Source organism: Microbacterium proteolyticum (assembly GCF_014192415.1).
In the GTDB taxonomy this organism is placed as follows: Bacteria; Actinomycetota; Actinomycetes; order Actinomycetales; family Microbacteriaceae; genus Microbacterium; species Microbacterium proteolyticum.
The window spans coordinates 143,040-167,820 of sequence record NZ_JACHXY010000001.1 but is presented as its reverse complement, the minus strand read 5'-3'; the positions used below and the strand labels follow the sequence as shown (position 1 = coordinate 167,820).

At 70.9% G+C, this 24,781-nt stretch carries 23 protein-coding genes; 22 read left to right on the top strand and 1 reads right to left on the bottom strand.

Annotation, left to right across the window (positions count from 1 at the left end):
- Window positions 1–41: 41 nt before the first annotated feature.
- The 22 genes from pheS (at window position 42) to FHS07_RS00730 (ending at window position 23,843) form a co-directional block, all read left to right on the top strand.
- A complete protein-coding gene (gene pheS / locus FHS07_RS00835) occupies window positions 42–1,082 on the top strand; it encodes a phenylalanine--tRNA ligase subunit alpha (RefSeq protein WP_183418032.1) in 1,041 nt (346 codons plus the stop codon).
- Window positions 1,082–3,592, top strand: a complete 2,511-nt coding sequence (gene pheT / locus FHS07_RS00830; protein WP_183418031.1) for a phenylalanine--tRNA ligase subunit beta — start codon at window positions 1,082–1,084, stop codon at window positions 3,590–3,592. Before pheS ends, pheT begins: the two co-directional genes overlap by 1 nt.
- Before the next feature lie 319 nt (window positions 3,593–3,911).
- Entirely contained in the window at window positions 3,912–4,961 is a 1,050-nt protein-coding gene (gene argC / locus FHS07_RS00825; protein ID WP_183418030.1) for an N-acetyl-gamma-glutamyl-phosphate reductase, read from the top strand.
- Window positions 4,958–6,115, top strand: a complete 1,158-nt coding sequence (gene argJ / locus FHS07_RS00820; RefSeq protein ID WP_183418029.1) for a bifunctional glutamate N-acetyltransferase/amino-acid acetyltransferase ArgJ — start codon at window positions 4,958–4,960, stop codon at window positions 6,113–6,115. Before argC ends, argJ begins: the two co-directional genes overlap by 4 nt.
- Window positions 6,112–7,014 (top strand): acetylglutamate kinase, encoded by a 903-nt coding sequence (gene argB / locus FHS07_RS00815; RefSeq protein ID WP_055957747.1) that lies wholly within the window; start codon window positions 6,112–6,114, stop codon window positions 7,012–7,014. Before argJ ends, argB begins: the two co-directional genes overlap by 4 nt.
- Window positions 7,011–8,228, top strand: a complete 1,218-nt coding sequence (locus tag FHS07_RS00810) for an acetylornithine transaminase (RefSeq protein ID WP_183418028.1) — start codon at window positions 7,011–7,013, stop codon at window positions 8,226–8,228. Before argB ends, FHS07_RS00810 begins: the two co-directional genes overlap by 4 nt.
- Window positions 8,225–9,148, top strand: coding sequence for an ornithine carbamoyltransferase (gene argF, locus FHS07_RS00805; protein WP_183418027.1), 924 nt, complete (start codon window positions 8,225–8,227; stop codon window positions 9,146–9,148). Before FHS07_RS00810 ends, argF begins: the two co-directional genes overlap by 4 nt.
- A complete protein-coding gene (locus tag FHS07_RS00800) occupies window positions 9,127–10,293 on the top strand; it encodes a heparan-alpha-glucosaminide N-acetyltransferase domain-containing protein (RefSeq protein ID WP_183418026.1) in 1,167 nt (388 codons plus the stop codon). Before argF ends, FHS07_RS00800 begins: the two co-directional genes overlap by 22 nt.
- A gap of 9 nt (window positions 10,294–10,302) precedes the next feature.
- A complete protein-coding gene (gene argH / locus FHS07_RS00795) occupies window positions 10,303–11,733 on the top strand; it encodes an argininosuccinate lyase (protein WP_183418025.1) in 1,431 nt (476 codons plus the stop codon).
- A 51-nt stretch (window positions 11,734–11,784) separates the two neighbouring features.
- Window positions 11,785–12,432: a SatD family protein gene (locus FHS07_RS00790; RefSeq protein ID WP_183418024.1), complete on the top strand. Its 648-nt coding sequence runs from the start codon at window positions 11,785–11,787 to the stop codon at window positions 12,430–12,432.
- Window positions 12,429–13,139 (top strand): hypothetical protein, encoded by a 711-nt coding sequence (locus FHS07_RS00785; protein WP_183418023.1) that lies wholly within the window; start codon window positions 12,429–12,431, stop codon window positions 13,137–13,139. Before FHS07_RS00790 ends, FHS07_RS00785 begins: the two co-directional genes overlap by 4 nt.
- A 142-nt stretch (window positions 13,140–13,281) precedes the next feature.
- Window positions 13,282–14,595 (top strand): tyrosine--tRNA ligase, encoded by a 1,314-nt coding sequence (tyrS, locus tag FHS07_RS00780; protein WP_183418022.1) that lies wholly within the window; start codon window positions 13,282–13,284, stop codon window positions 14,593–14,595.
- Between the two features lies 1 nt (window position 14,596).
- Window positions 14,597–15,397, top strand: coding sequence for a DUF4184 family protein (locus FHS07_RS00775; RefSeq protein ID WP_183418021.1), 801 nt, complete (start codon window positions 14,597–14,599; stop codon window positions 15,395–15,397).
- Between the two features lie 155 nt (window positions 15,398–15,552).
- Window positions 15,553–16,455, top strand: a complete 903-nt coding sequence (locus FHS07_RS00770) for a ParA family protein (protein WP_221189099.1) — start codon at window positions 15,553–15,555, stop codon at window positions 16,453–16,455.
- Entirely contained in the window at window positions 16,439–17,311 is an 873-nt protein-coding gene (locus FHS07_RS00765) for a segregation and condensation protein A (RefSeq protein ID WP_183418020.1), read from the top strand. Before FHS07_RS00770 ends, FHS07_RS00765 begins: the two co-directional genes overlap by 17 nt.
- Window positions 17,301–17,948: an SMC-Scp complex subunit ScpB gene (gene scpB, locus FHS07_RS00760; RefSeq protein ID WP_246383064.1), complete on the top strand. Its 648-nt coding sequence runs from the start codon at window positions 17,301–17,303 to the stop codon at window positions 17,946–17,948. The genes FHS07_RS00765 and scpB overlap by 11 nt, the downstream gene beginning before the upstream one ends.
- Window positions 17,945–18,733, top strand: a complete 789-nt coding sequence (locus FHS07_RS00755; RefSeq protein ID WP_183418019.1) for a pseudouridine synthase — start codon at window positions 17,945–17,947, stop codon at window positions 18,731–18,733. Before scpB ends, FHS07_RS00755 begins: the two co-directional genes overlap by 4 nt.
- Before the next feature lie 55 nt (window positions 18,734–18,788).
- On the top strand, window positions 18,789–19,922 hold the full coding sequence (locus FHS07_RS00750) for a prephenate dehydrogenase (RefSeq protein WP_183418018.1): 1,134 nt from the start codon (window positions 18,789–18,791) through the stop codon (window positions 19,920–19,922).
- A gap of 46 nt (window positions 19,923–19,968) precedes the next feature.
- On the top strand, window positions 19,969–20,685 hold the full coding sequence (gene cmk, locus FHS07_RS00745) for a (d)CMP kinase (protein WP_246383176.1): 717 nt from the start codon (window positions 19,969–19,971) through the stop codon (window positions 20,683–20,685).
- Window positions 20,675–22,198 carry a ribosome biogenesis GTPase Der gene (gene der, locus FHS07_RS00740; protein WP_183418016.1) on the top strand — a complete coding sequence of 508 codons (1,524 nt, stop codon included), beginning with the start codon at window positions 20,675–20,677 and terminating at the stop codon, window positions 22,196–22,198. The genes cmk and der overlap by 11 nt, the downstream gene beginning before the upstream one ends.
- A gap of 173 nt (window positions 22,199–22,371) precedes the next feature.
- Window positions 22,372–22,806, top strand: coding sequence for a DUF805 domain-containing protein (locus FHS07_RS00735; RefSeq protein ID WP_183418015.1), 435 nt, complete (start codon window positions 22,372–22,374; stop codon window positions 22,804–22,806).
- A 134-nt stretch (window positions 22,807–22,940) separates the two neighbouring features.
- On the top strand, window positions 22,941–23,843 hold the full coding sequence (locus FHS07_RS00730) for an NUDIX hydrolase (RefSeq protein ID WP_183418014.1): 903 nt from the start codon (window positions 22,941–22,943) through the stop codon (window positions 23,841–23,843).
- An 89-nt stretch (window positions 23,844–23,932) separates the two neighbouring features.
- On the opposite strand, the gene FHS07_RS00725 is transcribed toward FHS07_RS00730, so the two are convergent.
- Window positions 23,933–24,724 carry a bestrophin-like domain gene (locus FHS07_RS00725; RefSeq protein ID WP_183418013.1) on the bottom strand — a complete coding sequence of 264 codons (792 nt, stop codon included), beginning with the start codon at window positions 24,722–24,724 and terminating at the stop codon, window positions 23,933–23,935.
- Between the last annotated feature and the right edge of the window lie 57 nt (window positions 24,725–24,781).

Genomic DNA, 24,781 nt, shown 5'->3' with positions numbered 1-24,781 from the left:
GGGCGGGGGAGTGCCCCCGCCCGTCGGTAGACTCTCATCTCGTGTCCGACGCACCCGAGATCACCCCCGAGGCCGTCGCCTCCGCCGTCGATGCCGCCCTCGCGGCCATCGCGGCGGCCGCGACCACGGCCGAGTTGAAAGCCGCCCGCTCCGCGCACACCGGTGAGCAGTCCGCCCTCGCGCGGCTGAACGCTCAGATGCGCCAGGTCGCCCCCGACCAGAAGGCCGCCGTCGGCAAGCTCGTCGGTCAGGCCCGAGGCCGGGTGAATCAGGCGCTCGCGGCCCGCGAGGCCGAGCTGGCCGAGGCCGAGACGGCCGCCCAGCTCGAGGCCGAGCGCGTCGACGTCACGGCGTTGCCGCAGCGCGCGCGTGTGGGCGCGCGGCATCCGATCTCGCTCCTGCAGGAGCAGGTGTCCGACATCTTCGTCGGCATGGGATGGGAGATCGCCGAAGGCCCCGAGCTCGAACACGAGTGGTTCAACTTCGACGCGCTCAACTTCGACGTCGACCACCCCGCCCGCCAGATGCAGGACACCTTCTTCGTCGACCCGGTCGCCCGCCACCTCGTACTGCGCACGCACACGAGCCCCGTGCAGGTGCGGTCGATGCTCGAGCGCGACCTGCCCATCTACGTGCTGTGCCCGGGCCGGGTGTACCGCACCGACGAGTTCGACGCGACGCACCTGCCGGTGTTCACGCAGTTCGAGGGTCTGGTCATCGACAAGAACATCACGATGGCGCACCTCAAGGGCACCCTCGACCACGCCGCGCGCGTGCTGTTCGGACCCGAGGCCAAGACACGCTTCCGTGCCAACTTCTTCCCCTTCACCGAGCCCAGCGCCGAACTCGACCTGTGGCACCCCACCTTCAAGGGCGGGGCGCGTTGGATCGAGTGGGGCGGCTGCGGCATGGTGAACCCCAACGTCTTGCGAGCCGCCGGCATCGACCCCGAGGAGTACTCGGGCTTCGCGTTCGGCATGGGCATCGAGCGCACGCTCATGTTCCGTAGCGACGTGCAAGACATGCGCGACATGGCCGAGGGCGATGTGCGCTTCAGCGAGCAGTTCGGAATGGTGGTCTGATGCGCGTCCCGCTCTCCTGGTTGCGCGAGTACGTCGACGTACCCGCCGAAGCCACGCCCGACGACGTCCTCGCCGCCCTCGTGTCGGTCGGCTTCGAAGAAGAGGACGTGCACCGCTTCGAGCTGTCCGGCCCCATCGTCGTCGGCGAGGTGAAGGAGTTCACCCCCGAGCCGCAGTCCAACGGCAAGACCATCCGTTGGTGCCAGGTCGACGTCGGTGCCGAGAACGGGGGCGTGCGCGGCGTCGTCTGCGGCGCCGGCAACTTCTTCGAGGGCGACAAGGTCGTGGTGACGCTGCCCGGCTCCGTGCTCCCCGGGCCGTTCCCGATCGCCGCCCGCAAGACCTACGGCCACGTGTCCGACGGCATGATCGCCTCGGCGAAAGAGCTCGGGCTCGGCAGCGAGCACTCCGGCATCCTGCGTCTGATCGACCTCGGGATCGACGCGCCGGTGGGAACGGATGCCATCGCGCTGCTGGGCCTCGACGACCTCGCCGTCGAGATCAACGTCACACCCGACCGCGGCTACGCCCTGTCGTTGCGCGGTGTCGCCCGCGAGTACTCGCACGCGACGGGTGCCGCCTTCCGTGATCCCGGCATCGGCCACGACGAGGCCGTCTCGCGCACGCCGTCGGGCTTCTCGATCGCCGTCGCCGACGAGGCTCCCATCCGGGGCCGTGACGGCGCCACGGAGTTCGTCGCCCGCATCGTGCGTGACGTCGATCCGTCGCGCCCGACGCCGCCGTGGATGATCACGCGGCTGTCGCTGGCCGGCATCCGCTCGCTCGGGGTGCTCATCGACATCACCAACTACGTCATGCTCGAGCTCGGGCAGCCCATCCACGGCTACGACCTCGACCGCCTGCAGGGCGGCATCACCGTGCGCCGCGCGGCGCAGGGCGAGAAGCTCGAGACCCTCGACGGTCAGGTCCGCACGCTTCACGCCGAGGATCTTCTGATCACCGACGAGTCCGGCCCGATCGGTCTCGCCGGCGTCATGGGGGGCGGTCCCACCGAGATGGGCGCTGCGACGCGCAACGTGCTCATCGAGGCGGCGACCTTCGACCAGGTGTCGATCGCCCGTACCGCCCGTCGGCACAGGCTTCCGTCGGAGGCCTCGCGCCGCTTCGAGCGCGGCGTCGACCCGCTCGTGCCCTACGTCGCCGCGGAACGCGTCGCGTCGCTGATGGTCGAACTCGCTGGCGGCACGCTCGACACCGAGCTCGGTGGGTCGCTGTCGTCGACCTACCGACGCGAGCCGATCACGCTCCCCACGGGCTTCGTGTCGGGGCTGATCGGCGTCGACTACACCGACGACGAGACCGTTTCGGCGCTGCGCCTCATCGGCTGCTCCGTCGAGCAGCACGACGGAGGCTGGGCCGTGACCGCGCCGTCCTGGCGCCACGACCTGACCGACAAGTGGACACTCGCCGAAGAGGTGGCCCGGATCGAGGGCTACGACCGCATCCCGTCGGTGCTCCCCACCCCGCCCTCCGGCCGCGGCCTGACCGCGGCGCAGCAGGGCCGCCGACGCGTGTCGAACGCCCTCGCCTCGGCCGGGTACGTCGAGACGCCGTCCTTCCCCTTCACCACAGAAGAGCAGAACGCCCTGCACGGCTCGCCCTCGGGTGACACGTTGCCGAGCGTGAAGCTCGCCAACCCGCTCGACGGCTTGTCGCCGTTCCTCCGCCGCTCCCTCGTGCCGGCTCTGCTGCAGGTGGCGCACCGCAACGTCTCGCGCGGCATCGTCGACCTGGCCCTGTTCGAGGTCGGCACGGTGTTCCTGCCCAAGCCCGGCGTGCAGTACGGCACCGCATCGGTGCCTCCGTTGGCGGTGCGTCCGGATGCCGCGACCCTGACCGCACTCGACGCCTCGATCCCGCCGCAGCGCCGCCACGTCGCCGTGCTGCTCACGGGACACACGGTGCCCAAGCAGCCCGGGCAGCCGGCCGTGGCCGCCGACCTCGCCGACGCCGTCGACGCCGTGCGCGTCCTGACCGCCGCAGCCGGGCTCGACATCGGCCTCGTGCAGGCCCAGCGCGCCGCCCTGCACCCGGGCCGGACCGCCCGCGTGCTCGCGGCGGGACACGACATCGGCTACATCGGGGAGCTGCTTCCCACGGTCGCAGCCGGCGCCGACCTGCCCGGCCGGGTGCTGGTCGCCGAGCTCGACCTCGATGCGGTTCTCGACCTCGCGCAGGCCCGCGTGGTCGCCGCCTCGCTGTCGGGCTTCCCCGCGGCGACGCAGGACGTCTCGGTCACCGTGCCGCTCGACGTGGCGGCCGGTGCCGTGCGCGCGGCGCTCATCGAGGGTGGCGCGCCGCTCCTCGAGGGCGCGCGTCTGGTCGACGACTATCGCGGCCCCGGTCTCGCCGAGGGCTCGAAGAGCCTGACGTTCGCGCTGCGGTTCCGCGCCGACGACCGCACGCTCACCGCGGCCGAGGCGACGGATGCCAAGCTCGCCGGCGTCGCCGTGGCCGCCGAGCGTTTCGGCGCCGCCATCCGCGACTGAACGCTCCCTCCGAAGCGCCGCCGGCTTTCGCCGTGCGGCGCTTCGGCGTCGATCGCGTGGGACGCCCCCGCCTCGACCGTCGCACGCTTCCGCGTCCGCGCCGATTTGCCCGTCCGCCCGCGGGGCGGCTACCCTCGCCACATGTCGTCGATCAACGTGCGCCCCGAGGAGCTCTTCGTGAGCACCGGTGGCGAGCGTCGACGTCGGGTCACGCGCCGACTCTCGGCGACCTCGTAAACCCGCCGACGGTCGGGCATGCGGGCGTCGCCGCCCCGGTTCACGCTGATTCAGCACACGTCCCGACTCCTAAGGTAGAAACATGACCCTCTCGGTCGCCGTCTCCGGCGCTTCCGGCTATGCGGGCGGCGAGATCCTGCGCTTGCTCGCGGCCCATCCCGATGTCGAGATCCGTACGGTGACCGCGCACTCCAGCGCCGGCCAGCCGCTCGTCGCGCACCAGCCGCACCTGCGTTCGCTCGCCCACCTCGAACTGCAGGCCACGACACCCGAGGTGCTCGCCGGGCACGACGTGGTGGTCCTCGCCCTTCCGCACGGGCAGTCGGCGCAGTACACCGACGCGCTCGCCGACACGCCCCTGGTCATCGACGCGGGCGCCGACCATCGGCTGACCTCACCCGAGGACTGGGCGACGTTCTACGGGGGAGACCACCCCGAACCGTGGGCGTACGGGGTGCCCGAACTCACCGTCGGCGGTGTCAAGCAGCGTGAGCACCTCCGCGGAGCGACGCGTATCGCCGCCCCCGGGTGCAACGCTTCCACCGTCGCACTCTCGCTCGCCCCGGGCGTCGCCGCCGGAGTGATCGACCCGGGTGACATCGTCTCGGTGCTGGCCGTGGGTCCCAGCGGTGCCGGCAAGGCCGCCAAGACCAACCTGCTAGCCAGTGAGATCCTCGGCTCGGCGAATCCATATGCCGTCGGCGGTACGCATCGTCACATCCCCGAGATCCGCCAGGCGCTCGTCGCCGCGGGGGCCCCGGCTGACGGCATCCGGATCTCGTTCACTCCGGTGCTCGTGCCGATGTCGCGGGGCATTCTCGCCACCTCGACCGCTCCGATCCGGGGCGAGGTGACGGATGCCGAGATCCGCGCCGCGTGGGAGGCCGCATATGCCGACGAGCCCTTCGTCGAGCTGCTGCCGGCGGGGGTGTTCCCGCGGACGGCCGACGTGCTGGGGGCGAACATCGCCTCGCTGGGGCTGGCGATCGACCGCGGAGCGAACCGGGTGATCGTGGTCGCCGCCGTCGACAACCTCGTCAAGGGCACGGCCGGTGCCGCCGTGCAGTCCATGAACATCGCGCTGGGCCTCGACGAGGCCACCGCCCTTCCCCTGAATGGAGTCGCCCCGTGAGCGTGACCGTCGCCACCGGATTCGAAGCGGCCGGGGTCGCTGTGGGACTGAAGTCGACCGGCGCACGCGATGTCGCCCTCGTCGTCAACCGCGGACCGCTCAAGGTGGGAGCGGCGGTGTTCACGTCGAACCGTGCGAAGGCCAACCCCATCCTCTGGTCGGAGCAGGTCGTCAAGGACGGCGTCGTCGAGGCGGTCGTACTCAACTCCGGCGGCGCGAACTGCTTCACCGGCTCGTTCGGGTTCCAGACGACCCACCAGACCGCCGAGCGTGCCGCCGAGCTCCTCGGCGTCGGCGCGGGCGACGTGGTCGTGTGCTCGACGGGGCTCATCGGCACGGGCGACGAGGTGTTCCGCGCCAAAGTGCTCGACGGTGTCGAGCAGGGTGTCGCAGCACTGTCCGCCGAGGGCGGCGAAGACGCTTCTCTCGCGATCATGACGACCGACTCGAAGCCCAAGCGGGCCGTCCACACCGGCGACGGCTGGGCGATCGGCGGCATGGCCAAGGGCGCCGGCATGCTCGCACCGGGCCTCGCGACCATGCTCGTCGTCATCACGACAGACGTCGTGTTGGAGCCGTCCGAAGCGGATGCCGCGCTCCGCGCCGCCACCCGGGTGAGCTTCGACCGGCTGGACTCCGACGGGTGCATGTCGACCAACGACCAGGTGACGCTGATGGCGAGCGGGGCCAGTGGCATCCGTCTCTCCGCCGACGAGTTCACCGCCGCGCTGACCGAGGTGTGCGACGACCTCGCCACCCAGTTGCAGGGCGACGCCGAGGGGGCCAGCCACGACATCACCATCCGGGTGATCGGCGCCGCCACCGAGGAGGACGCGGTCGAGGTGGGCCGCTCGATCGCCCGGAACAACCTCTTCAAGGCCGCGATCTTCGGCAACGATCCCAACTGGGGACGCGTGCTCGCGGCCATCGGCACGACCGACGCGGACTTCGACCCGTACGACGTCGACGTGTGGATGAACGGGGTGCGCGTCTGCACCGCCGGCGGCCCCGACCGCCCCCGCGAAGACGTCGACCTCACCCCTCGCGCGACCGACCTCGTCGTCGACCTGCGCGTCGGCTCGGCTGCGGCCACCATCCGCACCAACGACCTCACGCACGATTACGTCCACGAGAACAGCGCCTACTCCTCATGACCCACGTCGATCTTCAAGACACCGATCCCGCCGAAGCCAGCGAACGGGCGGTCACGCTCGTCGAGTCGTTGCCGTGGGTGCGCAAGTACCGCGACCAGGTGGTGGTGGTGAAGTACGGCGGCAACGCCATGGTCAGCGAAGAACTGCAGGACGCGTTCGCCGCCGACATCGCCTACCTCCGCTACGTCGGAGTGAAGCCCGTCGTCGTGCACGGCGGGGGACCGCAGATCTCGTCGATGCTGAACCGGCTCGACATCCCCAGCGAGTTCCGCGGCGGGTACCGCGTGACCTCGACCGAGGCCATCGGTGTCGTCCGCATGGTGCTCACGGGCCAGATCAACCCGCAGCTGGTGGCCAAGGTCAACGCGCACGGCCCGTTGGCGACGGGCCTCAGCGGCGAGGACGCCGGTCTCTTCGGCGGCCGTCGTCGCGGTGTGGTCGTCGACGGCGTAGAGCACGACCTCGGGCGTGTCGGCGATGTCGTCACCGTCGACCCGCAGACCGTGCTCGACCACCTCGCCGCGGGGCGCGTGCCGATCGTGTCGAGCATCGCGCCCGACCTCGACAACCCGGGCACGTCGTTGAACGTGAACGCGGATGCCGCGGCGGCCGCTCTCGCGACGGCGCTCAACGCGAAGAAGCTCGTCGTGCTGACCGACGTGCCCGGCCTCTACGCCGACTGGCCGAACCGGGACTCGCTCGTGTCGCACCTGACCTCGACGGAGCTGCGCGCCATGCTGCCGAAGCTCGAGTCGGGCATGATCCCGAAGATGCAGGCGTGCCTCGACGCGGTCGAGGGCGGCGTGCCCACGGCCGCCATCATCGACGGACGCGTGCCGCACTCGGTGCTCGTCGAATTGTTTACCAACAAGGGAATCGGAACGGAGGTGGTCGCATGACCACCGCAACCTGGCAGGAGGACGCCGGACGCGACCTCGTCCGCAGCTTCGGCGACCGGATGGCCCTGTTCGTGCGCGGGCAGGGTGCCTACGTCTGGGACAGCGACGACAAGAAGTACCTCGACTTCCTCGCGGGCATCGCCGTCAACGCCCTCGGCCACGCCCACCCGGTGTTCGTGCAGGCTCTGACCGCGCAGGCGTCGACGCTCTCGCACGTCTCGAACTACTTCGCCACGCCCCCGCAGCTGGCGATGGCCGCGCGCCTCAAGCGCCTCGCGGGCACGGGGGAGTCGGGCCGGGTCTACTTCGGCAATTCCGGCGCCGAGGCCAACGAGGCGGCGCTGAAACTCGCGCGCCTGCACGGCCGCGGCACCGACCGCACCCGCATCCTGACCCTGAAGGGCGGCTTCCACGGCCGCACGATGGGCGCGCTCGCGCTGACCGGCAAGCCGGCGCTCCAGGCCGACTTCCTCCCCATGGTGCCCGGCGTCGAGCACATCGACGCGACCATCGAGGCTCTCGACGCCGCGATGGACGAGCGCGTCGCCGCCCTGCTCGTCGAGCCCATCCAGGGCGAGGCCGGGGTGGTCGAGTTGCCCGAGGGCTACCTGCAGGCCGCGCGCGAGATCACCGAGCGGCACGGCGCCCTGCTGATCGTGGACGAGATCCAGACCGGCGCCGGTCGTACCGGTGCCTGGTTCGCCTTCCAGCACGCCGGCATCGTGCCCGACGCCATCACCGTGGCGAAGGGTATCGGTGGCGGATTCCCCATCGGCGCGCTCATCACCTTCGGTGCCGCGAGCGATCTGTTCTTCCCCGGCACCCACGGCTCGACCTTCGGGGGCAACGCCCTGGGCACCGCCGTCGGCGGGGCCGTGCTGGAAGAGATCGAGTCGGAGGGTCTGGTCGAGAAGGCCGCGCGCCGCGAGACGCAGCTGCGCGAGGGCATCGCCGCGCTCGGCTCACCGCTGATCTCCGGCGTCCGCGGTCGGGGCCTTCTGTTGGGCATCGGGCTCACCAGCCCGGTCGCCAAGGCCGTCGTCGCCGCCGCACAGCAGCACGGTCTGATTGTGAACGCCGCGAACGACGACACCATCCGCATCGCCCCGCCGCTGACGATCGGGGATGCCGAGGTGGCCGGGTTCCTCGAGCTGTTCGGCGCCGCTCTCGCCACCGTCTCCGATGCCCTGATCCTCGAAGGAGCCCCCGCGTGACCCGCCACCTGCTGCGCGACGACGACCTGACCCCGGCCGAGCAGGCCGAGATCCTCGACCTCGCCATCGAGCTGAAGAAAGACCGGTGGTCGCAGAAGCCGCTCGAGGGCCCCCAGACCGTCGCGGTGATCTTCGACAAGTCGTCGACCCGCACGCGCGTGTCGTTCGCCGTGGGCATCGCCGACCTGGGCGGCTCACCGCTGATCATCTCCACCGCCAACAGTCAGCTCGGCGGCAAGGAGACACCGTCCGACACCGCCCGGGTGCTCGAACGTCAGGTGGCCGCGATCGTCTGGCGCACCTACGCGCAGGCGGGGCTGGAAGAGATGGCGCGCGGCACCCGTGTGCCTGTCGTGAACGCGTTGAGCGACGACTTCCACCCGTGCCAGCTGCTCGCCGATCTGCTCACGATCCGCGAGCACAAGGGTGATCTGAAGGGGCTGACCCTGTCGTTCTTCGGCGACGGGCGCAGCAACATGGCCCACTCGTACGTTCTCGCCTGCGTCACCGCCGGCATGCACGTGCGCGTCGCCGCACCCGCCGACTACGCGCCCCGAGCCGACGTGATCGCCGATGCCGAGCGCATCGCCGCCGCGACCGGGGGATCGATCACCCTCTCGACCGACCCCGAGGCCGCGGCATCCGGAGCCGACGTCGTCGTCACCGATACGTGGGTGTCGATGGGCAAAGAAGAGGAGAAGATCGCACGCATCCGCGACCTCGGCGGGTTCAAGGTCACGACCGAGCTCATGACGCGGGCCGCCGACGACGCGATCTTCATCCACTGCCTCCCCGCCGACCGCGGCTACGAGGTCGACGCCGAGGTCATCGACGGACCGCAGAGCGTGGTGTGGGACGAGGCCGAGAACCGGCTCCACGCCCAGAAGGCGTTGCTGGTGTGGCTTCTGCGTCAGCAGTGACGACCTCGCCGGTCGGCCGTGCCTGGGCCCGTTTCGACGGGCCGGGCCGGCTGGTCGGCGTGGACCTCGCGCGCGGCCTCGCGGTGCTGGGCATGCTGGCCGCGCATCTGCTCGACACCGAGCGTCGGCTCACCCTCGACCCCGACACCTGGGTCACCCTGGTCAACGGGCGTTCGTCGATCCTGTTCGCGACCCTGGCGGGCGTCTCGATCGCCCTCGTGACCGGCGGGTCGCGTCCGATCGGACCGGAGCGCCGCCCCCGAGCCGGCGCGCGACTGGCGCTACGTGGGGCGATGCTCTGGGTCATCGGCATGCTGCTGGTGGCCACCGGGGTGCCGGTGTACGTCATCCTGCCCGCGTACGCCCTGCTGTTCGTGCTGGCCCTGCCGTTCCTCGGGATGCGCGCGCGGGGGCTCTTCGTCACTGCGGGGGTGCTCGCGCTCGTGATGCCGTGGATCCAGCCGGTGCTCGACGCGGCTCCCATCTGGGCGGGGCGCGCGGGCGCGGAGATCGCCGCGGCGGTCGGGTGGAACTATCCCTTCACGGTGTGGATCGCGTTCCTGCTCGCCGGGATGGGCGTCGGGCGGCTCGACCTGCGTCGACTCGACGTGCAGGCCGCGCTCGTGACGGCCGGCGGGGCCCTTCTGCTCGCGGGCTACGGCGCCGCCCTCGCGACCGCGCCGGCCGTCGCCGGGCGTCCCTACCTGGCGGCCGTGCTGACCGCCGAGGACCACTCCTCGGGTCTGTGGGAGGTCATCGGGTCGGGCGGGTTCGCCCTGGCCACGATCGGTGTCTGCCTGCTGGTGTGCCGCACGCCGCTGCGGTGGGTGGCCGTACCGCTTCGGGCGGTCGGATCCATGCCCCTGACGGCCTACGTGCTGCAGCTGGTGGTGTGGGCCCTCGTCGCCCTCGCCCTGCTCGGCGACACGGGCGATCTGTACGGCATCCGCGAGGCGGGACTCTTCCTGCCCCTCACCCTCGGCCTCGTCGCCGGGTGCACCATATGGGCGCTGACCCTCGGTCGCGGTCCGCTGGAGTGGCTCATCGACCTCGTGGTGAAGCTCGTCGTCGGACGGGATGCCGCCGCACGCCCCGCTTCGCCGGATGGGGCCTCCGGCTCCGGCGGTGTCGGCGGCCCTCGGTAGGCTGGGAGCATGAGTCACGAGAGCGGTCAGACGACGAACGAGGGTGCCCTGTGGGGGGCCCGTTTCTCGGGCGGACCGTCTCCCGAACTGGCGGCGCTGAGCCGCTCGACCCACTTCGACTGGGACCTCGCGCTCTACGACATCGCGGGGTCGCACGCCCACGCGGCCGCCCTCGAGGCGGCGGGGTACCTCACGGCCGACGAGGCGCAGACCATGCACGACGGCCTCGATGAGCTCGCCGCCCGGGTGCGCGACGGCTCGCTCGTCGCGGCTCCCGGCGATGAAGACGTGCACGGGGCGCTCGAGCGCGTGCTCATCGAGACGGTCGGTCCGGCCGTCGGCGGCAAGCTGCGCGCCGGGCGCAGCCGCAACGACCAGATCGCCACCCTCGTGCGGCTCTATCTGCTCGATCACGCCCGCACCATCACGCGCGAGGTGCTGCGCCTCGTCGACGCCCTCGTCGCCCAGGCGGAGGCGCACGAGAGCGCCATCATGCCCGGCCGTACGCACCTGCAGCACGCCCAGCCCGTGCTGCTCGCGCACCACCTGCAGGCCTACGGCTGGGCGTTCACGCGCGGCATCGAACGCCTGCGCGACTGGTCGGTGCGCGCCTCGGTGTCGCCCTACGGCGGCGGCGCGCTCGCCGGCGCCACTCTGGGGCTCGACCCGCAGCTCGTGGCGGACCGTCTGGGGCTCGCGCGTCCCGCCGAGAACTCGCTCGACGGCACCGCCTCGCGCGACGTCGTCGCCGAGTTCGCGTTCATCACCGCGATGATCGGCGTCGACCTGTCGCGGTTGTCCGAAGACATCATCCTGTGGAACACGCGCGAGTTCGGCTTCGTCACCCTCGACGACGCGTACTCGACCGGCTCGAGCATCATGCCGCAGAAGAAGAACCCCGACATCGCCGAGCTCGCTCGCGGCAAGGCCGGACGACTGATCGGCAACCTCTCGGGTCTGCTCGCCACGCTCAAGGGTCTGCCGCTGGCCTACAACCGCGACCTGCAGGAAGACAAAGAGCCGGTCTTCGACTCCGTGCGTACCCTCGAGCTCGTCCTGCCGGCGTTCTCCGGCATGATCGCGACCCTCCGCTTCCACACCGATCGCATGGCCGAACTCGCCCCGCAGGGGTTCTCGCTCGCCACCGACGTCGCCGAGTGGCTCGTGCGTCAGGGCGTCGCGTTCCGCGATGCGCACGAGATCTCCGGCTCCCTCGTGCGGGCGTGCGAGGAGCGCGAGATCGGGCTCGAAGACGCCGACGACGCCCTCCTGGCATCCGTGTCGCCGTCGCTCACCCCCGCGGTGCGCGAGGTGCTCACCATCGAGGGCTCGGTGGCGAGTCGCACGGGCGCGGGCGGCACGGCCCCCGAGCGCGTGCGCGAGCAGCGTGAAGACCTCGTGGCCCGCGCGCAGGCAGCCGCACGCACGCTCATCGACTGAATATCAGCTATTCACTTATCAAAACGAAATGATAAGCGATAGGCTTATGTCATGACCGTGGTCGTGATCGCCGACATCGTCGCCTCTCGGCGGCTCGACGATCGCGCCGCCGCGCAGCGCCGGATCGCCGAGGTGGTCGAGCAGGTCGACGCCGATCTGCCGGTCGCCGTCCAGGCCCTGACCGCGACGGTCGGCGACGAACTGCAGGGCGAGTACGCCCGCCTCGATGACGCTCTCGCGTCGCTGCTGCTGGTGCGCCTGACCCTGCCCGACGACATCGACTGCCGCTTCGGCGTGGGGGTGGGCGAGGTGCGCCCCATCGTGCTCGACGATCGCACCGTGCCCGAGGGGCCCGCGTGGTGGGCCGCGCGAACGGCCGTCGAGACCGTCGAGCGGATGCAGCAACGCACAGCGCCCTTCGCGCGCACCTGGATCGCGGCCTCCGAGCGAGAAGATGCCGCCATGGCCGATACCGTCGCAGTCGCCAACGCCTATGCCCTCGCACGCGACCAGCTCGTCTCGGCGATGAGCGAGCGCACACGTCGCCTCACCGCCGGGCGCTGCCTCGGCCGGTCGCAGCGCGAGCTCGCCGAGGGCGAGGGCATCAGCCAGTCGGCGGTGTCGCAGGCGCTCGCCGCGGCCGGGTCGGCCGCGCTCATCGAGGGCTTCGCCGTGCTCACGCGGGACGGCCGCGCGTGATCGCCGCAGGCCTCCTCCTGCTCGCCGTCGGCGCGGTCGATCTGCTGCGCCAGATGATCCGCGCCCGTCGGTGGATCGCGTACGCGGTCGTCGCGGCACTGCTCATCGTCCTCGCGGCGGGTGTCGACGCCGTGATCGCGGGCGTGCTCGCCGTCGCCGTCGCCGCGATCTGGACCTGGGTCGTCCCCGAGCAGGGCCCGGCCCGCGCGGGACTCTGGCCGGTCGCGCTGCTCGCGCTGGCCGCCGCGTCGTGCGTGGTGCTCGCCCCCGGCCGCGCGCGCCCCGGCATCCTGGGCGAGATGTGGGCGTCGTATCGCTCGACGGATGCCGTCTCGATCGACGTGGTCGTGCTGGTCGTGGGGTGCGTGGTGTTCCTGCTCGAGTCCGGCAACGCCGTGGTGCGCATCGCCCTGCGCTCGGAGATGGGCGCGGGCGAGACGCCCGACGAGACCACCGCGCCGACGCTCAAGGGGGGCCGGCTCATCGGACCGCTGGAGCGCATCCTCGTCTTCGCGCTGACCCTGGCGGGGGCCTACACGCTCATCGCCGCGGTGCTCGCCGCCAAGGGCATCGTGCGCTTCCCCGAGATCTCCCGCGACGGCGACGGCGGCGACCGCGCCGAGTACTTCCTCATCGGCAGCCTCGTGAGCTGGGTGACGGCGCTGGCGGCGGCGTTCCTCGTGGCGTGGGGCATCGCACCGGGCTGAGGGCCGGGTCCACCATCCGGGAGCGGTCCCTTCGACGGCGCAGACCCCGAACCGACCGCAGTGCACGGTCCCGGGCCGAGTCCCGCGACGCGGCGAGCCCGCGGCATCCGGAGTCCGACACCCCCGCTGATACCCTGAACCGGTGTCTGCCTCCATCGATGCGGCGCCCGTGAGCGCCCTCGCACCCGCCAACGACCCGACTTTCGCCAACGTCTGGGACGAGCTGGTGTATCGCGGACTCGTGCAGGTGTCGACGGATGAGGGCGAGCTGCGAGAGCTCCTCTCGGGCGAGCCGATCGTCTACTACTGCGGCTTCGACCCGACCGCGCCGAGCCTTCACCTGGGCAACCTCGTGCAGCTGCTGACGATGCGTCGCCTGCAGCTCGCCGGGCACCGCCCGCTCGGACTCGTCGGCGGCTCGACGGGGCTCGTCGGCGACCCGCGTCCGACGGCCGAGCGCACGCTCAACACGCGCGAGACCGTCGAGGAGTGGGTCGGCAAGCTGCGCGCCCAGGTCGAGCGCTTCCTCAGCTTCGACGGAGAGAACGCCGCCCGCATCGTCAACAACCTCGACTGGACGGCGCCGCTCAGCGCCATCGACTTCCTCCGCGAGATCGGCAAGCACTTCCGCGTCGGCACGATGCTGAAGAAGGACGCCGTCAGTGCACGCCTGAACTCCGAGGCCGGGATCAGCTACACCGAGTTCAGCTACCAGATCCTGCAGGGCCTCGACTACTTGGAGCTGCACCGCCAGTACGGCTGCGTGCTGCAGACCGGCGGCAGCGACCAGTGGGGCAACCTCACCAGCGGTACCGACCTGGTCCGCAAGGTCGAGGGCGTCTCGGTGCACGCCATCGGCACGCCGCTCATCACCAACAGCGACGGCACGAAGTTCGGCAAGAGCGAGGGCAACGCCATCTGGCTGGATGCCGAGATGTGCAGCCCGTGGGTGATGTACCAGTTCTGGCTCAACACCGACGACCGCGACGTGGTCGAACGCCTGAAGGTCTTCACGTTCCTCACGCGTGCCGAGATCGACGACTACGCCCGCCTCGTCGCGGAGGAGCCGTTCCGCCGGACCGCGCAGAAGCGCCTCGCCCGCGAGGTGCTGACCACGGTGCACGGCGCGGAGGCGACCGAGGCCGTGATCGCCGCGACCGAGGCGCTGTTCGGCCAGGGCGACGTGCGGACCCTGGATGCCGCGACCCTGCGCGCAGCCCTCGAGGAATTGCCGCACGCGACCGTCGCCGCAGGCGTCACGGTCGTCGAGGCGCTCACGGCCACGGGCCTGTCGTCGAGCCTCAGCGACGCGCGCCGTGCGATCGCGCAGGGCGGCGTCTCGCTGGACGGCGAGAAAGTGACCGCCGACGACGCGATCGTCGGGGGCTCGCTCCCGGGCGGGGTGTCGGTGCTGCGGCGCGGCAAGAAGACGCTCGCCGGGCTGTTCCTCAGCTGACGTGCCGTTCACGGTCAGCCACGCGGTCGTCGCGCTGCCGTTCCTGCGCACACCGCTCGTGCCGGCGGCCGTCGCCATCGGTGCGATGACGCCCGATCTGCCGTTGTTCCTGCGCGGCGTCGTGCCGTCGTACGCGGTGACGCACGACCTCGCGTGGCTGCCCGCGACGGTGGTCATGGCGTTCGTGCTGCTCCTGGTGTGGCGATGCGTCCTGCGTCCGGCGACGCGGGAGTTGACGCCTCGGATCGTCGCGGATCGCCTTCCGGCGGGGTGGGATGCCGGAGCCCGCGCAGCCGTCCGCGAGACCCTCGGTGGGGGAGTGGTCGGCATCCTGTGGCTCGTGGTGTCGCTTGCGCTCGGGGTGGTCACGCACGTCGCGTGGGACTTCTTCACCCACGAGGGCCGGGCGGGCGAGGCGCTGTTCCCGGCGCTCGAGCAGCAGTGGGGTCCGCTGCTGGGCGTGAAGTGGTTGCAGTACGGCTCGGGGGTGTTGGGGCTCGTCGGACTCGCGATCTTCGGGCTCTGGTGGTTGTCGCGGCGGGAGGCTCGACCGGTGGTGCGGGTGCTTCCGGATGCCGTGCGGCTGGCGTGGTGGGCATCGCTTCCGGTGGCGCTGGTCGTCGCGACCCTCGTCGCGCTCGCGGTCGAGGGGTGGTTCGACGCGGACTACACGCCCACCCACCTGATCTACGGCGTGCTGATGAAGGTCGCCGCCGCGTGGGGTGTGGCGACGCTGGCGCTGGCGGTGGCCGTGCAGGTGCGGCGGATGCGCACGCTCAGCGATCCGCGCGAAGTCAGGTAGGCGTCGCTGCCTCGGGCCGAGGTTGTGCGCATCGCGGAGGGTGTACGCACAGGCGCACGCGCGTCGCGGTCCCGTCGACAGGCGCAGGGACCTGGGCCGGCGTTCGGCGCGTGCACCGGGCGGGGGACCGGGCGGCGGCTAGACTCGACGACGTTATGACGAAGGCGGGAGACTCGGTGTCGGCGAGCACGAAGGGCACGAAAACGGGCGCGGACGAGGTCATCCTCGGACCCACCGGACGCCCCTACCAGGGGTTCCCCACCCCGAAGCCGCTCGACGGACACGGTCCCGCCCGCATCATCGCGTTGTGCAACCAGAAGGGCGGAGTCGGCAAGACGACGACGACCATAAACCTGGCCGCTTCCCTCGCCGGCTACGGGCGTCGTGTCCTCGCGATCGACTTCGACCCGCAGGGCGCCCTGTCGGCGGGTCTCGGCATCCAGACGCACGACGTGCCCACCATCTACGACCTGCTGCTCGACACCAAGCGCGACCCGCGCGAGGTCATCGTGGCCACGCGCGTCGAGGGTCTCGACCTCCTGCCGGCCAACATCGACCTGTCGGCGGCCGAGGTGCACCTCGTCAACGAGGTCGCACGCGAGACGATCCTCGCCCGGGTTCTGCGCAAGGTGGCGGCCGACTACGACGTCATCCTCATCGACTGCCAGCCGTCGCTCGGGCTGCTGACCGTGAACGCCCTCACCGCGGCGCACGGCGTGCTGATCCCGCTCGAGTGCGAGTTCTTCGCCCTGCGCGGTGTGGCCCTGCTGGTCGAGACGATCGACAAGGTGCGCGACCGGCTCAACCCCGCGATCGAGCTCGACGGGGTGCTCGCCACGATGTACGACCCGCGCACGCTCCACTCGCGCGAGGTGCTCGAGCGCGTGGTCGAGGCGTTCGGCGACGACGTGCTCGAGACGGTGATCGGTCGCACGGTGAAGTTCCCGGATGCCTCGGTCTCGGGCATGCCGATCACGGAGTTCGCGCCCGAGCACGCCGCCGCCCAGGCCTACCTGCGGCTGGCGCGGGAGCTGGTCGCCCGTGGCGCCGTCGCCTGACGACACCCTCGCCGACACGTCGGCCCCCCAGCGTGCGACCGGGGTCCCTGCGATGACCGAAGGGACCGATGCGGCGCACGGCTTCCGCGTCACCCTCCCGGTCTTCGACGGTCCTTTCGACCTGCTGCTCACCCTCATCTCGCGCGCGGAGCTCGACATCACCGAGGTCGCCCTCAGCCGCGTGACAGACGAGTTCATCGCGTACCTGCGCGCAATGGGTCCCGAGGGCGATCTCGACGAGGCCTCCGAGTTCCTCGTCGTCGCGGCGACCCTGCTCGACATGAAGATCGCCGGCCTCCTCCCGCAGGGAGAACTGGTGGATGCCGAGTCGGTGGCGCTCCTGGAAGCGCGCGATCTGCTGTTCGCGCGTCTGCTGCAGTACCGCGCCTTCAAAGAGGTGTCGGCGTGGTTCGCCCGCTGCCTGCAGCGCGAGGACAGGCTGCACACCCGCAGCGTCCGTCTCGACGAGAAGTACCGCAGCGCCGTGCCGGAGCTGAAGTGGACCCTGAGCGCCGACGACTTCGCCGCCCTCGCCGTGGTGGCGTTCGCGCCGAAGCAGATCCCGACGGTGGGCTTGGACCATCTGCACGCACCCCTCATCAGCATCCGCGAGCAGGCCGCCATCGTCGTGACCCTCCTCCGCTCTGCGGGCACCCTGAACTTCCGCGACCTCGTCGCGGGCGTCACCGAGACGGGGGTCGTCGTCGCACGGTTCCTGTCGATCCTCGAGTTGTACCGTCACGCCGCGCTGTCGTTCGAGCAGCTCGAACCGCTGGGCGAGCTGACCCTGCGCTGGACCGCCGAACGGTGGTCGGAAGACAACCTCGCCGCCCTCGGAGCCGACTATGACCGCTGACACCACCCTCACCGCAGCCGGGCACGGCGACGACACCGCCCCCGCGGACGGTGCGACCCTCGCTCCACGCCCGAGCGACACGGCATCCGTCGCCCGTCGTCTGGAGGCGATCCTGCTCGTCCTCGACGAACCCCGGAGCGTGGTGAGCCTCGCGGCAGCGGTGGCGGCGCCCGTAACCGCCGTCCGCCAGGCGGTCGAAGCGCTCGTCGCCGACTACGACGGCGAGACCGGCGGCCCGCGCCGGGGCTTCGAGCTGCGCGAGGTCGGGGGCGGATGGCGCCTCTACGTGCGCGAGGAGCACGACGACGTCGTGGCCGAGTTCGTGAACACCCAGGCCCCCTCGCGCCTGTCGCAGGCGGCGCTGGAGACCCTGGCCGTCATCGCGTACAAGCAGCCCGTCACGCGCGGGCAGGTGGCATCCATCCGTGCCGTGAACGTCGACTCGGTCGTTCGGACCCTGCTCTCGCGCGGGCTGATCACCGAGGTGTTCACCGACCCGGATACGGGTGCCATCCACTACGGCACCACCGACCAGCTGCTGGTCAACCTCGGCATCAACTCGCTCGACGAGCTGCCGCACATCTCGCCGTTGCTCGACGACGGCTCAGACGGATTCGACGGAGAGGTCCCGAAATGAGTGACACGACAGACGCAGAGAGCACGGGCTCCGCGAGCGACGACGGCATCCGCCTGCAGAAGGTGCTGGCCAACCGGGGAGTGGCCTCGCGCCGCGTCGCCGAGCAGATGATCGTCGAGGGCCGCGTGCGCGTGAACGGCCTCGTCGTCACCGAGCTCGGTCGCCGCATCCATCCCGAGACCGACCTCGTCGACGTGGACGGCACGGCGATCCAGCTCGACGAGTCCAAGCGCTACGTCATCCTGAACAAGCCCACCGGGGTCGTGAGCTCGATGAGCGACGACCGAGGCCGCCCCGACCTGCGTCAGTTCACGACGGAATGGGACGAGCGCCTGTTCAACGTGGGGCGATTGGATGCCGACACCTCGGGCCTGCTCGTGCTCACCAACGACGGCGACCTCGCGCACGTGCTCGCACACCCGAAGTTCGGGGTGACCAAGGTCTACATCGCCAAGGTCGAGGGGCAGGTGCTCCCGCAGACCATCCAGCGCCTGATCAAGGGCGTCGATCTGGAGGACGGGCGGATCGCGGCCGACAAGGCGCGCCTGCTCGACTCGTCGCGCGGCGAGAGCCTCGTGGAGTTGACGCTGCACTCGGGCAAGAACCGCATCGTCCGGCGGTTGATGGCGGAGGTGGGTCACCCCGTCGTGGAGCTGGTGCGGCGGCAGTTCGGACCCCTGCACCTGGGAACTCTCCCGGTGGGAGCTGCGCGCGAGTTGACTACAGTAGAACGCGGTGCCCTGCTGACGCTGTCTCGTCGAGACGGCGACACTCCCACGGAGTGAGCCTCCCGGGCGCCGTGCGGCGCCTGTGGCACCGCACAGGGCAGCAGGAGACCCGATGAGCGAACCGAACGGAACGTCCGCGCGCGCGGCCGGTCCTTTGGCGACCCGCACGAGCGGCACCGTTCGCGTCGTCGGCTCCGGTCTGCTCGGCGCGAGCATCGGCCACGCCCTCATGGCCCGCGGGGTCGATGTCGTGCTGGTCGACGCGTCTCCGTCGCAGTTGCGCCTCGCGATCGACTACGGCGCGGGCCGCGCCGAGCGTGTCGACGACCGCCCGTCGTTGATCGTGGTGGCCGTGCCGCCCGACGTGACGGCCGACGTCGTGCAGCGCGAGCTCGAGGCGTACCCGGATGCCGTGGTCACCGACGTCGCGAGCGTCAAGCTCGAGCCGCTGCGCACCCTCCGCCGGCGCGGTGTCGACCTGACGCACTACATCGGTTCGCACCCCATGGCCGGACGCGAGCGCGGGGGAGCGATCTCGGCCCGCGCCGACATCTTCATCGGACGCCCGTGGGTGGTGTGCCGCGACGGCGAGACCTCCGCGCACGATCTCTCGCTCGTCGAGGGCCTCGCGCTCGACCTCGGCGCGAGCCTCATCGAGATGACGCCCGAAGAGCACGACGAGTCGGTCGCCCTCATGTCGCACGTGCCGCAACTGGTCGCGAGTCTGCTCGCCGGTCGCTTCGTCGAGGCGCCCGACGGCTCGTTGCGTCTCGGGGGTCAAGGCGTGCGCGACACCACGCGCATCGCGGCATCCGCCCCCGAACTGTGGGTGCAGATCCTCGGGGCGAACGCCGCTCCCGTGGTCGCCGTCCTCGATCAGCTCGCGGCCGACCTCACCGACGTCGCCGAGGCCCTGCGCGACCCGGAGGTGCCTGGCGCCCGGCGCGCGGTGGCGGACACCATCCGCCGCGGCAACGAGGGCGTGGAGCGCCTGCCCGGCAAGCACGGCCAGAACCGCCGTTTCGACACCTTCGTCGTCATGATCGACGACACCTCCGGCCAGCTGGGTCGCCTGTTCAGCGAACTCGGCGATCTCGACGTCAACGTCGAAGACCTGCGCCTCGAGCACTCGCCCGGAGCCCCGTTCGGTCTCGCCGAGATCAGCGTCGTCCCCGACGCGATCCGCCGGGCCGTCGACGGGCTCCAGCAGCGCGGATGGCGGATTGCGAGCACCACCCATGACTGAGTCCACCCCCACCATCTTCCGGTTGGGCGTCGCGACGCCGCTCACGATGCCCGTCGACGGATCAGCGCCCGAGGGCTCGGCATCCGCTCCGGTCGTCATCGCCATCGACGGCCCCGCCGGCAGCGGCAAGTCGAGCGTGTCGCGGGCGGCGGCGGTGCGGCTCGGCTACGGCTTCCTCGACACCGGCGCCGCCTACCGTGCCCTCGCGTGGCATGCGCTCCAGCACGGGGCCGACACCTCCGACGCGACGGCCGTGCTCGACGTGCTCGGCGACTTCGACTACGCCATCTCGCTCGACACGACGCACCGCTGGGTGCGCGTCGGCGACGTCGACGTGACGACGGCGATCCGGGAGCCCCGGGTCACCGACGCCGTCAGCGGCGTGGCGCGCGTCGCCCCGGTGCGCAAAGCGGTGAACGAGCTGTTCCGACGGCTCGTGGCATCCGCCGCTCACGAGGGCGTCGTCGTCGAGGGCCGTGACATCACCACGGTCGTGTTCCCCGACGCACCCGTGCGCATCCTGCTGACCGCGGCCCCCGAGGTGCGCGCCGCCCGGCGCAGCGCCGAGTCGACCGATCAGGATGCCGCCAAGGTCGCCGCAGCTCTCCACCGCCGCGACGCCGCCGATTCCACGGTCGTCGACTTCCTCACCGCCGCCCCCGGCGTCGAGGTCGTCGATTCGACCCACCTGAATTTCGAACAGACCGTCGACGCCGTGCTGAACGTCGTCGAGACCACGATGGGAGCCCGCGATGGGCGTTGAAGACGAGTACGAAGGCGGGCCCGACCAGCTCGCCGAGAAGATGGAGCAGCTCGACGAGGTGCTCGCCGAACAGCGGGCCGAAGCGCTGCGCGCCGGCCTCGAGGACTTTGATCTCGACGAGGAGGACGCCGAGCTCCTCGCCGGCCTCGCCTCGGGTGAGGGGGCGATCGAGTTCCTTCCGGCGTTGCCGGTGGTGGCGATCGTCGGCCGCCCGAACGTCGGCAAGTCGGCGCTGGTGAACCGTATCCTCGGTCGCCGCGAGGCCGTCGTCGAAGACACCCCGGGTGTCACGCGCGACCGTGTCACGTACAAGGCCGAGTGGCTCGACCGCCGCTTCTCGCTGGTCGACACCGGCGGCTGGGAGCCCGACGCGCGCGGCATCGACCGCTCGGTGGCCGCGCAGGCCGAGGTCGCGATCGACCTCGCCGACATCGTCTTGTTCGTCGTGGATGCCACGGTGGGCGCGACCTCGACCGACGAGCACGTCGTGAAGCTGCTGCGCAAGAGCGGCAAGCCGGTGTTCCTCATCGCGAACAAGGTCGACGACGCCCGGCACGAGCCCGAGGCGGCGGCCCTGTGGAACCTCGGCCTCGGTGAGCCGCACCCCGTCTCGGCGATCCACGGACGCGGCGTCGCCGACCTGTTGGATGCGATCATGAAGGTGCTGCCCGAGATCTCGGCGGTCGCGAAGTACGAGATCGGCGGCCCGCGCCGCGTGGCGATCCTCGGTCGCCCCAACGTCGGCAAGTCGTCGCTGCTGAACAAGGCCGCCGGCGAAGAGCGCGTGGTCGTCAACGAACTCGCGGGCACCACGCGCGACCCCGTCGATGAGGTCGTCGAGCTCGGCGGCAAGCTCTGGACCCTGGTCGACACCGCCGGCATCCGCCGTCGCGTGCACCTGTCGCAGGGTGCCGACTTCTACGCCTCCCTCCGCACCTCCACGGCGCTGGAGAAGAGCGAGGTCGCCGTCGTCGTCATCGACGTCTCGCAGCCGATCAGCGTGCAGGACCTGAACATCATCGACCTCGTACTCGAGTCGGGTCGTGCCCTCGTGCTGGCGTTCAACAAGTGGGACCGCCTGAACGACGACGACATGGAGAACCAGGACCGTCGTCGCTACCTCGAGCGCGAGATCGAGCAGGACCTGGCGCACGTCGCGTGGGCCCCGCGCGTGAACATCTCGGCACGCACCGGCCGTCACCTCGACAAGCTCGTGCCGGCTCTCGAAACGGCGCTGGAGTCGTGGGACACCCGCATCCCCACCGGCAAGTTCAACGCGTTCCTGTCGGAGCTCGTCGCCGAGCACCCGCACCCGCTCCGCGGTGGCAAGCAGCCGCGCATCCTGTTCGGCACGCAGGCGGCGACGCGTCCGCCGACATTCGTGCTGTTCACGACCGGGTTCCTCGACCCGGGTTACCGCCGGTTCATCCAGCGGCGTTTGCGCGAGATCTACGGCTTCGACGGCTCGCCCATCGTGCTCAACATGCGCATCCGCGAGAAGCGCCAGCGCTGACCCGCGTCCTGAACGCCCCGGCTCCCTCTCAGGGAGTCGGGGCGTTCGCGCGTGAGCGCAAGGGCACGCGGGGTTCACGCGCGAGCGCAAGGGCACGGGGTGGATGCCGCCGCCTCGGTACAGTCGGGCGACGGAGCCGCCGCGGCCTCCGGGATCCGCATGGGAGACACGTCATGACCCACGTCGCACCACCCCTCGACCAGCCGTACTACGGCGCGCCCCTCGGTGCGGCCGTGCGGCGCTTCTTCGCGAAGTACGCCACGTTCCGCGGCCGCGCCAGTCGCAGCGAGTACTGGTGGTGGGTGCTGGTCGGCACCGTCGTCGGCAGCGTGCTCAACGCGCTGCCGACGCTGACCGACGGCGTGCGCCTCGAGGCCGACGGGTCGCTCACGGTCACCGGTCCCCTCGGCGTCATCCTGACCTTCGTGTGGGTCATCTGGGCCGTGGCGACCTTCATCCCGACCCTTGCCGTGCTGGTACGTCGTCTGCACGACACCGGCCGCAGCGGCTTCTGGGTGTTCCTCGGACTGGTGCCCGTGATCGGCGTCCTCGTGCTCGTCGTGTTCACGGTGCTCGGACCGCGGCCCGAGGGGGCTCGTTTCGACTGACGCGGGGCAGGGCCGGGGCGCGCGTGCGGCCGGGGCGTGCGTATGGGGAATCAAACGGCTCGATCGATCGTCGGCGTGGCGTGATGTGTCATTCGGCTGCGCCGTGCGCGTGAGGGTGTGCGAGGCTGAGAACGATGACCATCGAACCTCCCGCCCCGGACGAACCGCGGCGTCCGCACGGGCCCCGCGATCCCGGCGACGCCTGGGTCGTCGCGCCCAGCGGCGAGAAGTACTGGGGTCGTTTCGGTGCGGCGGGTCTGCTGGCCCTCGACGCCGAGCGGGGAGTGCTGCTGCAGCACCGCGTGTCATGGAGTCACTTCGGCGACACCTGGGCTCTGCCCGGCGGTGCTCGGCACGAGGGTGAGTCGGCTCGCGACGGTGCGCTGCGCGAATCGCATGAAGAGGCCGGTGTGCCCGGGGATGCCATGCAGGCACGTTTCGAGAGCGTGCTCGACCTCGGCATCTGGTCGTATACGACCCTCGTCGCCGATGTCACCGCGCCGTTCGAGCCGGTGATCAGCGACCCCGAGAGCGTCGCGCTGGCGTGGGTGCCGGTCGACGAGGTCGATGCGCTTCCGTTGCATCCGGGATTCGCATCCGCCTGGCCCGCGCTGCGCGCGGCCCTCGACGCGCGACCCGCGATCCTCGTCGACGTGGCCAACGTCGTCGGTTCGGTGCCCGACGGGTGGTGGAAGGATCGCGCGGGTGCCGCCGGCCGTCTACTGACCCGCCTCTCGGCCCTGGCCGAGGGGGGATTGGATGCCACAGAGCTGGGGCTGCCCGCCACGCGGTGGTTCCCCTTCGTCGGCGCCGTGCTCGAGGGGGAGGCGCGCGCGGCGGACGTCGATCACGACGGCGTGGCGGTGTGGCGGGCGACCGGGTCGGGCGACGATCAGATCGTCGCCGTGGCCGAGAAGCTGGTGGGCGTGTGGAACCCGGTGATCGTCGTGACCAGCGACCGCGGCCTCGCGGCGAGGGTCGAGACTCTCGGCGCATCGGTGCGCGGGGCGGGCTGGCTGCGCGACCGGCTCGACTGACGCGGGATGCTGTCGTGACCGGCCGCTGCGACCGGCTCGGCTGAGGGGCCGGAGGTGGCGTATGCCTGTGCGGCGTCGCCCGGGGAACCTCAGGGCGCTTGAGCGAACAGCCCGGTGAGCAGGTCGCGGAAATGCTCCGGCGTGACGGCGATGGGTCCGGAGTACACGTGGTCGAAGCCGGCAATGGAGTAGACCAGGATCGCCAGGAACGTCGAGATCAGCCCGCTCATGAGCAGGTGGATGCGCAGGTCTTTGACCTCGATCAGGGCGAGCAGGACGGCGTTCAGCAGCGCACCCACGCCGATGACGATCCACAGCATCCACGGCAGCGACAGGTGGGTCAGCGAGATGCGCTCGCGCCGGTCGGTGACGAAGGTGTTGAAGGCGCCGATGGCTTGAGACTTCGCGACCACGTCCGAGTCGTTCGCGGGTTGGAATTCGGCGATGGCCCTCTGGATCCCGGTGACGTACTCGTCGGTCGCCTCGGGGGCGATCCGCTGTTCCTGCAGTGGCCAGTCCTCGGTGATGACGGCGTTCGTATAGGCGATGAGCGCACCCTTGAGGTCGGATGCCGCGGGCTCGCTCATGAAGCCCGCGTCGCGGTAGAGGACGGCGACCGCGGACGACTCCTGGACCACGACGCTGTTGACCAGTGCGAAGTTTCCGTACGCCCCGGCTGCGATGAGTCCGAGCGTGACTCCGTAGATGATGCCGTAGGCGCCGACCGCGTAGCTGAGGATCCGGTCCCATTCGCCCCGCCCCGCCGACGCCCTGCGCACCCATCCGCGCAGGAGCAGGACGAGCAGGCTCGACACCCCGACGACGGCGAGGACGAAGAGGGGGAGCCCCACCCAGACCGGCAGATCGAAGAACGACGGCATCGGCTTCCTTCCGAACGATGTACGAAATCATCGCAGATGCCCCCCTCGCGGAGATGC

Bases quoted from the DNA above. Each gene is read 5' to 3' on its own strand.
- pheT (WP_183418031.1), top strand. From the start codon at position 1,082: ATGCGCGTCCCGCTCTCCTGGTTGCGCGAGTACGTCGACGTACCCGCC.
- argC (WP_183418030.1), top strand. From the start codon at position 3,912: ATGACCCTCTCGGTCGCCGTCTCCGGCGCTTCCGGCTATGCGGGCGGC.
- argB (WP_055957747.1), top strand. From the start codon at position 6,112: ATGACCCACGTCGATCTTCAAGACACCGATCCCGCCGAAGCCAGCGAA.
- FHS07_RS00810 (WP_183418028.1), top strand. From the start codon at position 7,011: ATGACCACCGCAACCTGGCAGGAGGACGCCGGACGCGACCTCGTCCGC.
- argH (WP_183418025.1), top strand. From the start codon at position 10,303: ATGAGTCACGAGAGCGGTCAGACGACGAACGAGGGTGCCCTGTGGGGG.
- FHS07_RS00790 (WP_183418024.1), top strand. From the start codon at position 11,785: ATGACCGTGGTCGTGATCGCCGACATCGTCGCCTCTCGGCGGCTCGAC.
- FHS07_RS00770 (WP_221189099.1), top strand. From the start codon at position 15,553: ATGACGAAGGCGGGAGACTCGGTGTCGGCGAGCACGAAGGGCACGAAA.
- scpB (WP_246383064.1), top strand. From the start codon at position 17,301: ATGACCGCTGACACCACCCTCACCGCAGCCGGGCACGGCGACGACACC.
- FHS07_RS00755 (WP_183418019.1), top strand. From the start codon at position 17,945: ATGAGTGACACGACAGACGCAGAGAGCACGGGCTCCGCGAGCGACGAC.
- FHS07_RS00750 (WP_183418018.1), top strand. From the start codon at position 18,789: ATGAGCGAACCGAACGGAACGTCCGCGCGCGCGGCCGGTCCTTTGGCG.
- cmk (WP_246383176.1), top strand. From the start codon at position 19,969: ATGCCCGTCGACGGATCAGCGCCCGAGGGCTCGGCATCCGCTCCGGTC.
- der (WP_183418016.1), top strand. From the start codon at position 20,675: ATGGGCGTTGAAGACGAGTACGAAGGCGGGCCCGACCAGCTCGCCGAG.
- FHS07_RS00735 (WP_183418015.1), top strand. From the start codon at position 22,372: ATGACCCACGTCGCACCACCCCTCGACCAGCCGTACTACGGCGCGCCC.
- FHS07_RS00730 (WP_183418014.1), top strand. From the start codon at position 22,941: ATGACCATCGAACCTCCCGCCCCGGACGAACCGCGGCGTCCGCACGGG.
- FHS07_RS00725 (WP_183418013.1), bottom strand. From the start codon at position 24,724: ATGCCGTCGTTCTTCGATCTGCCGGTCTGGGTGGGGCTCCCCCTCTTC.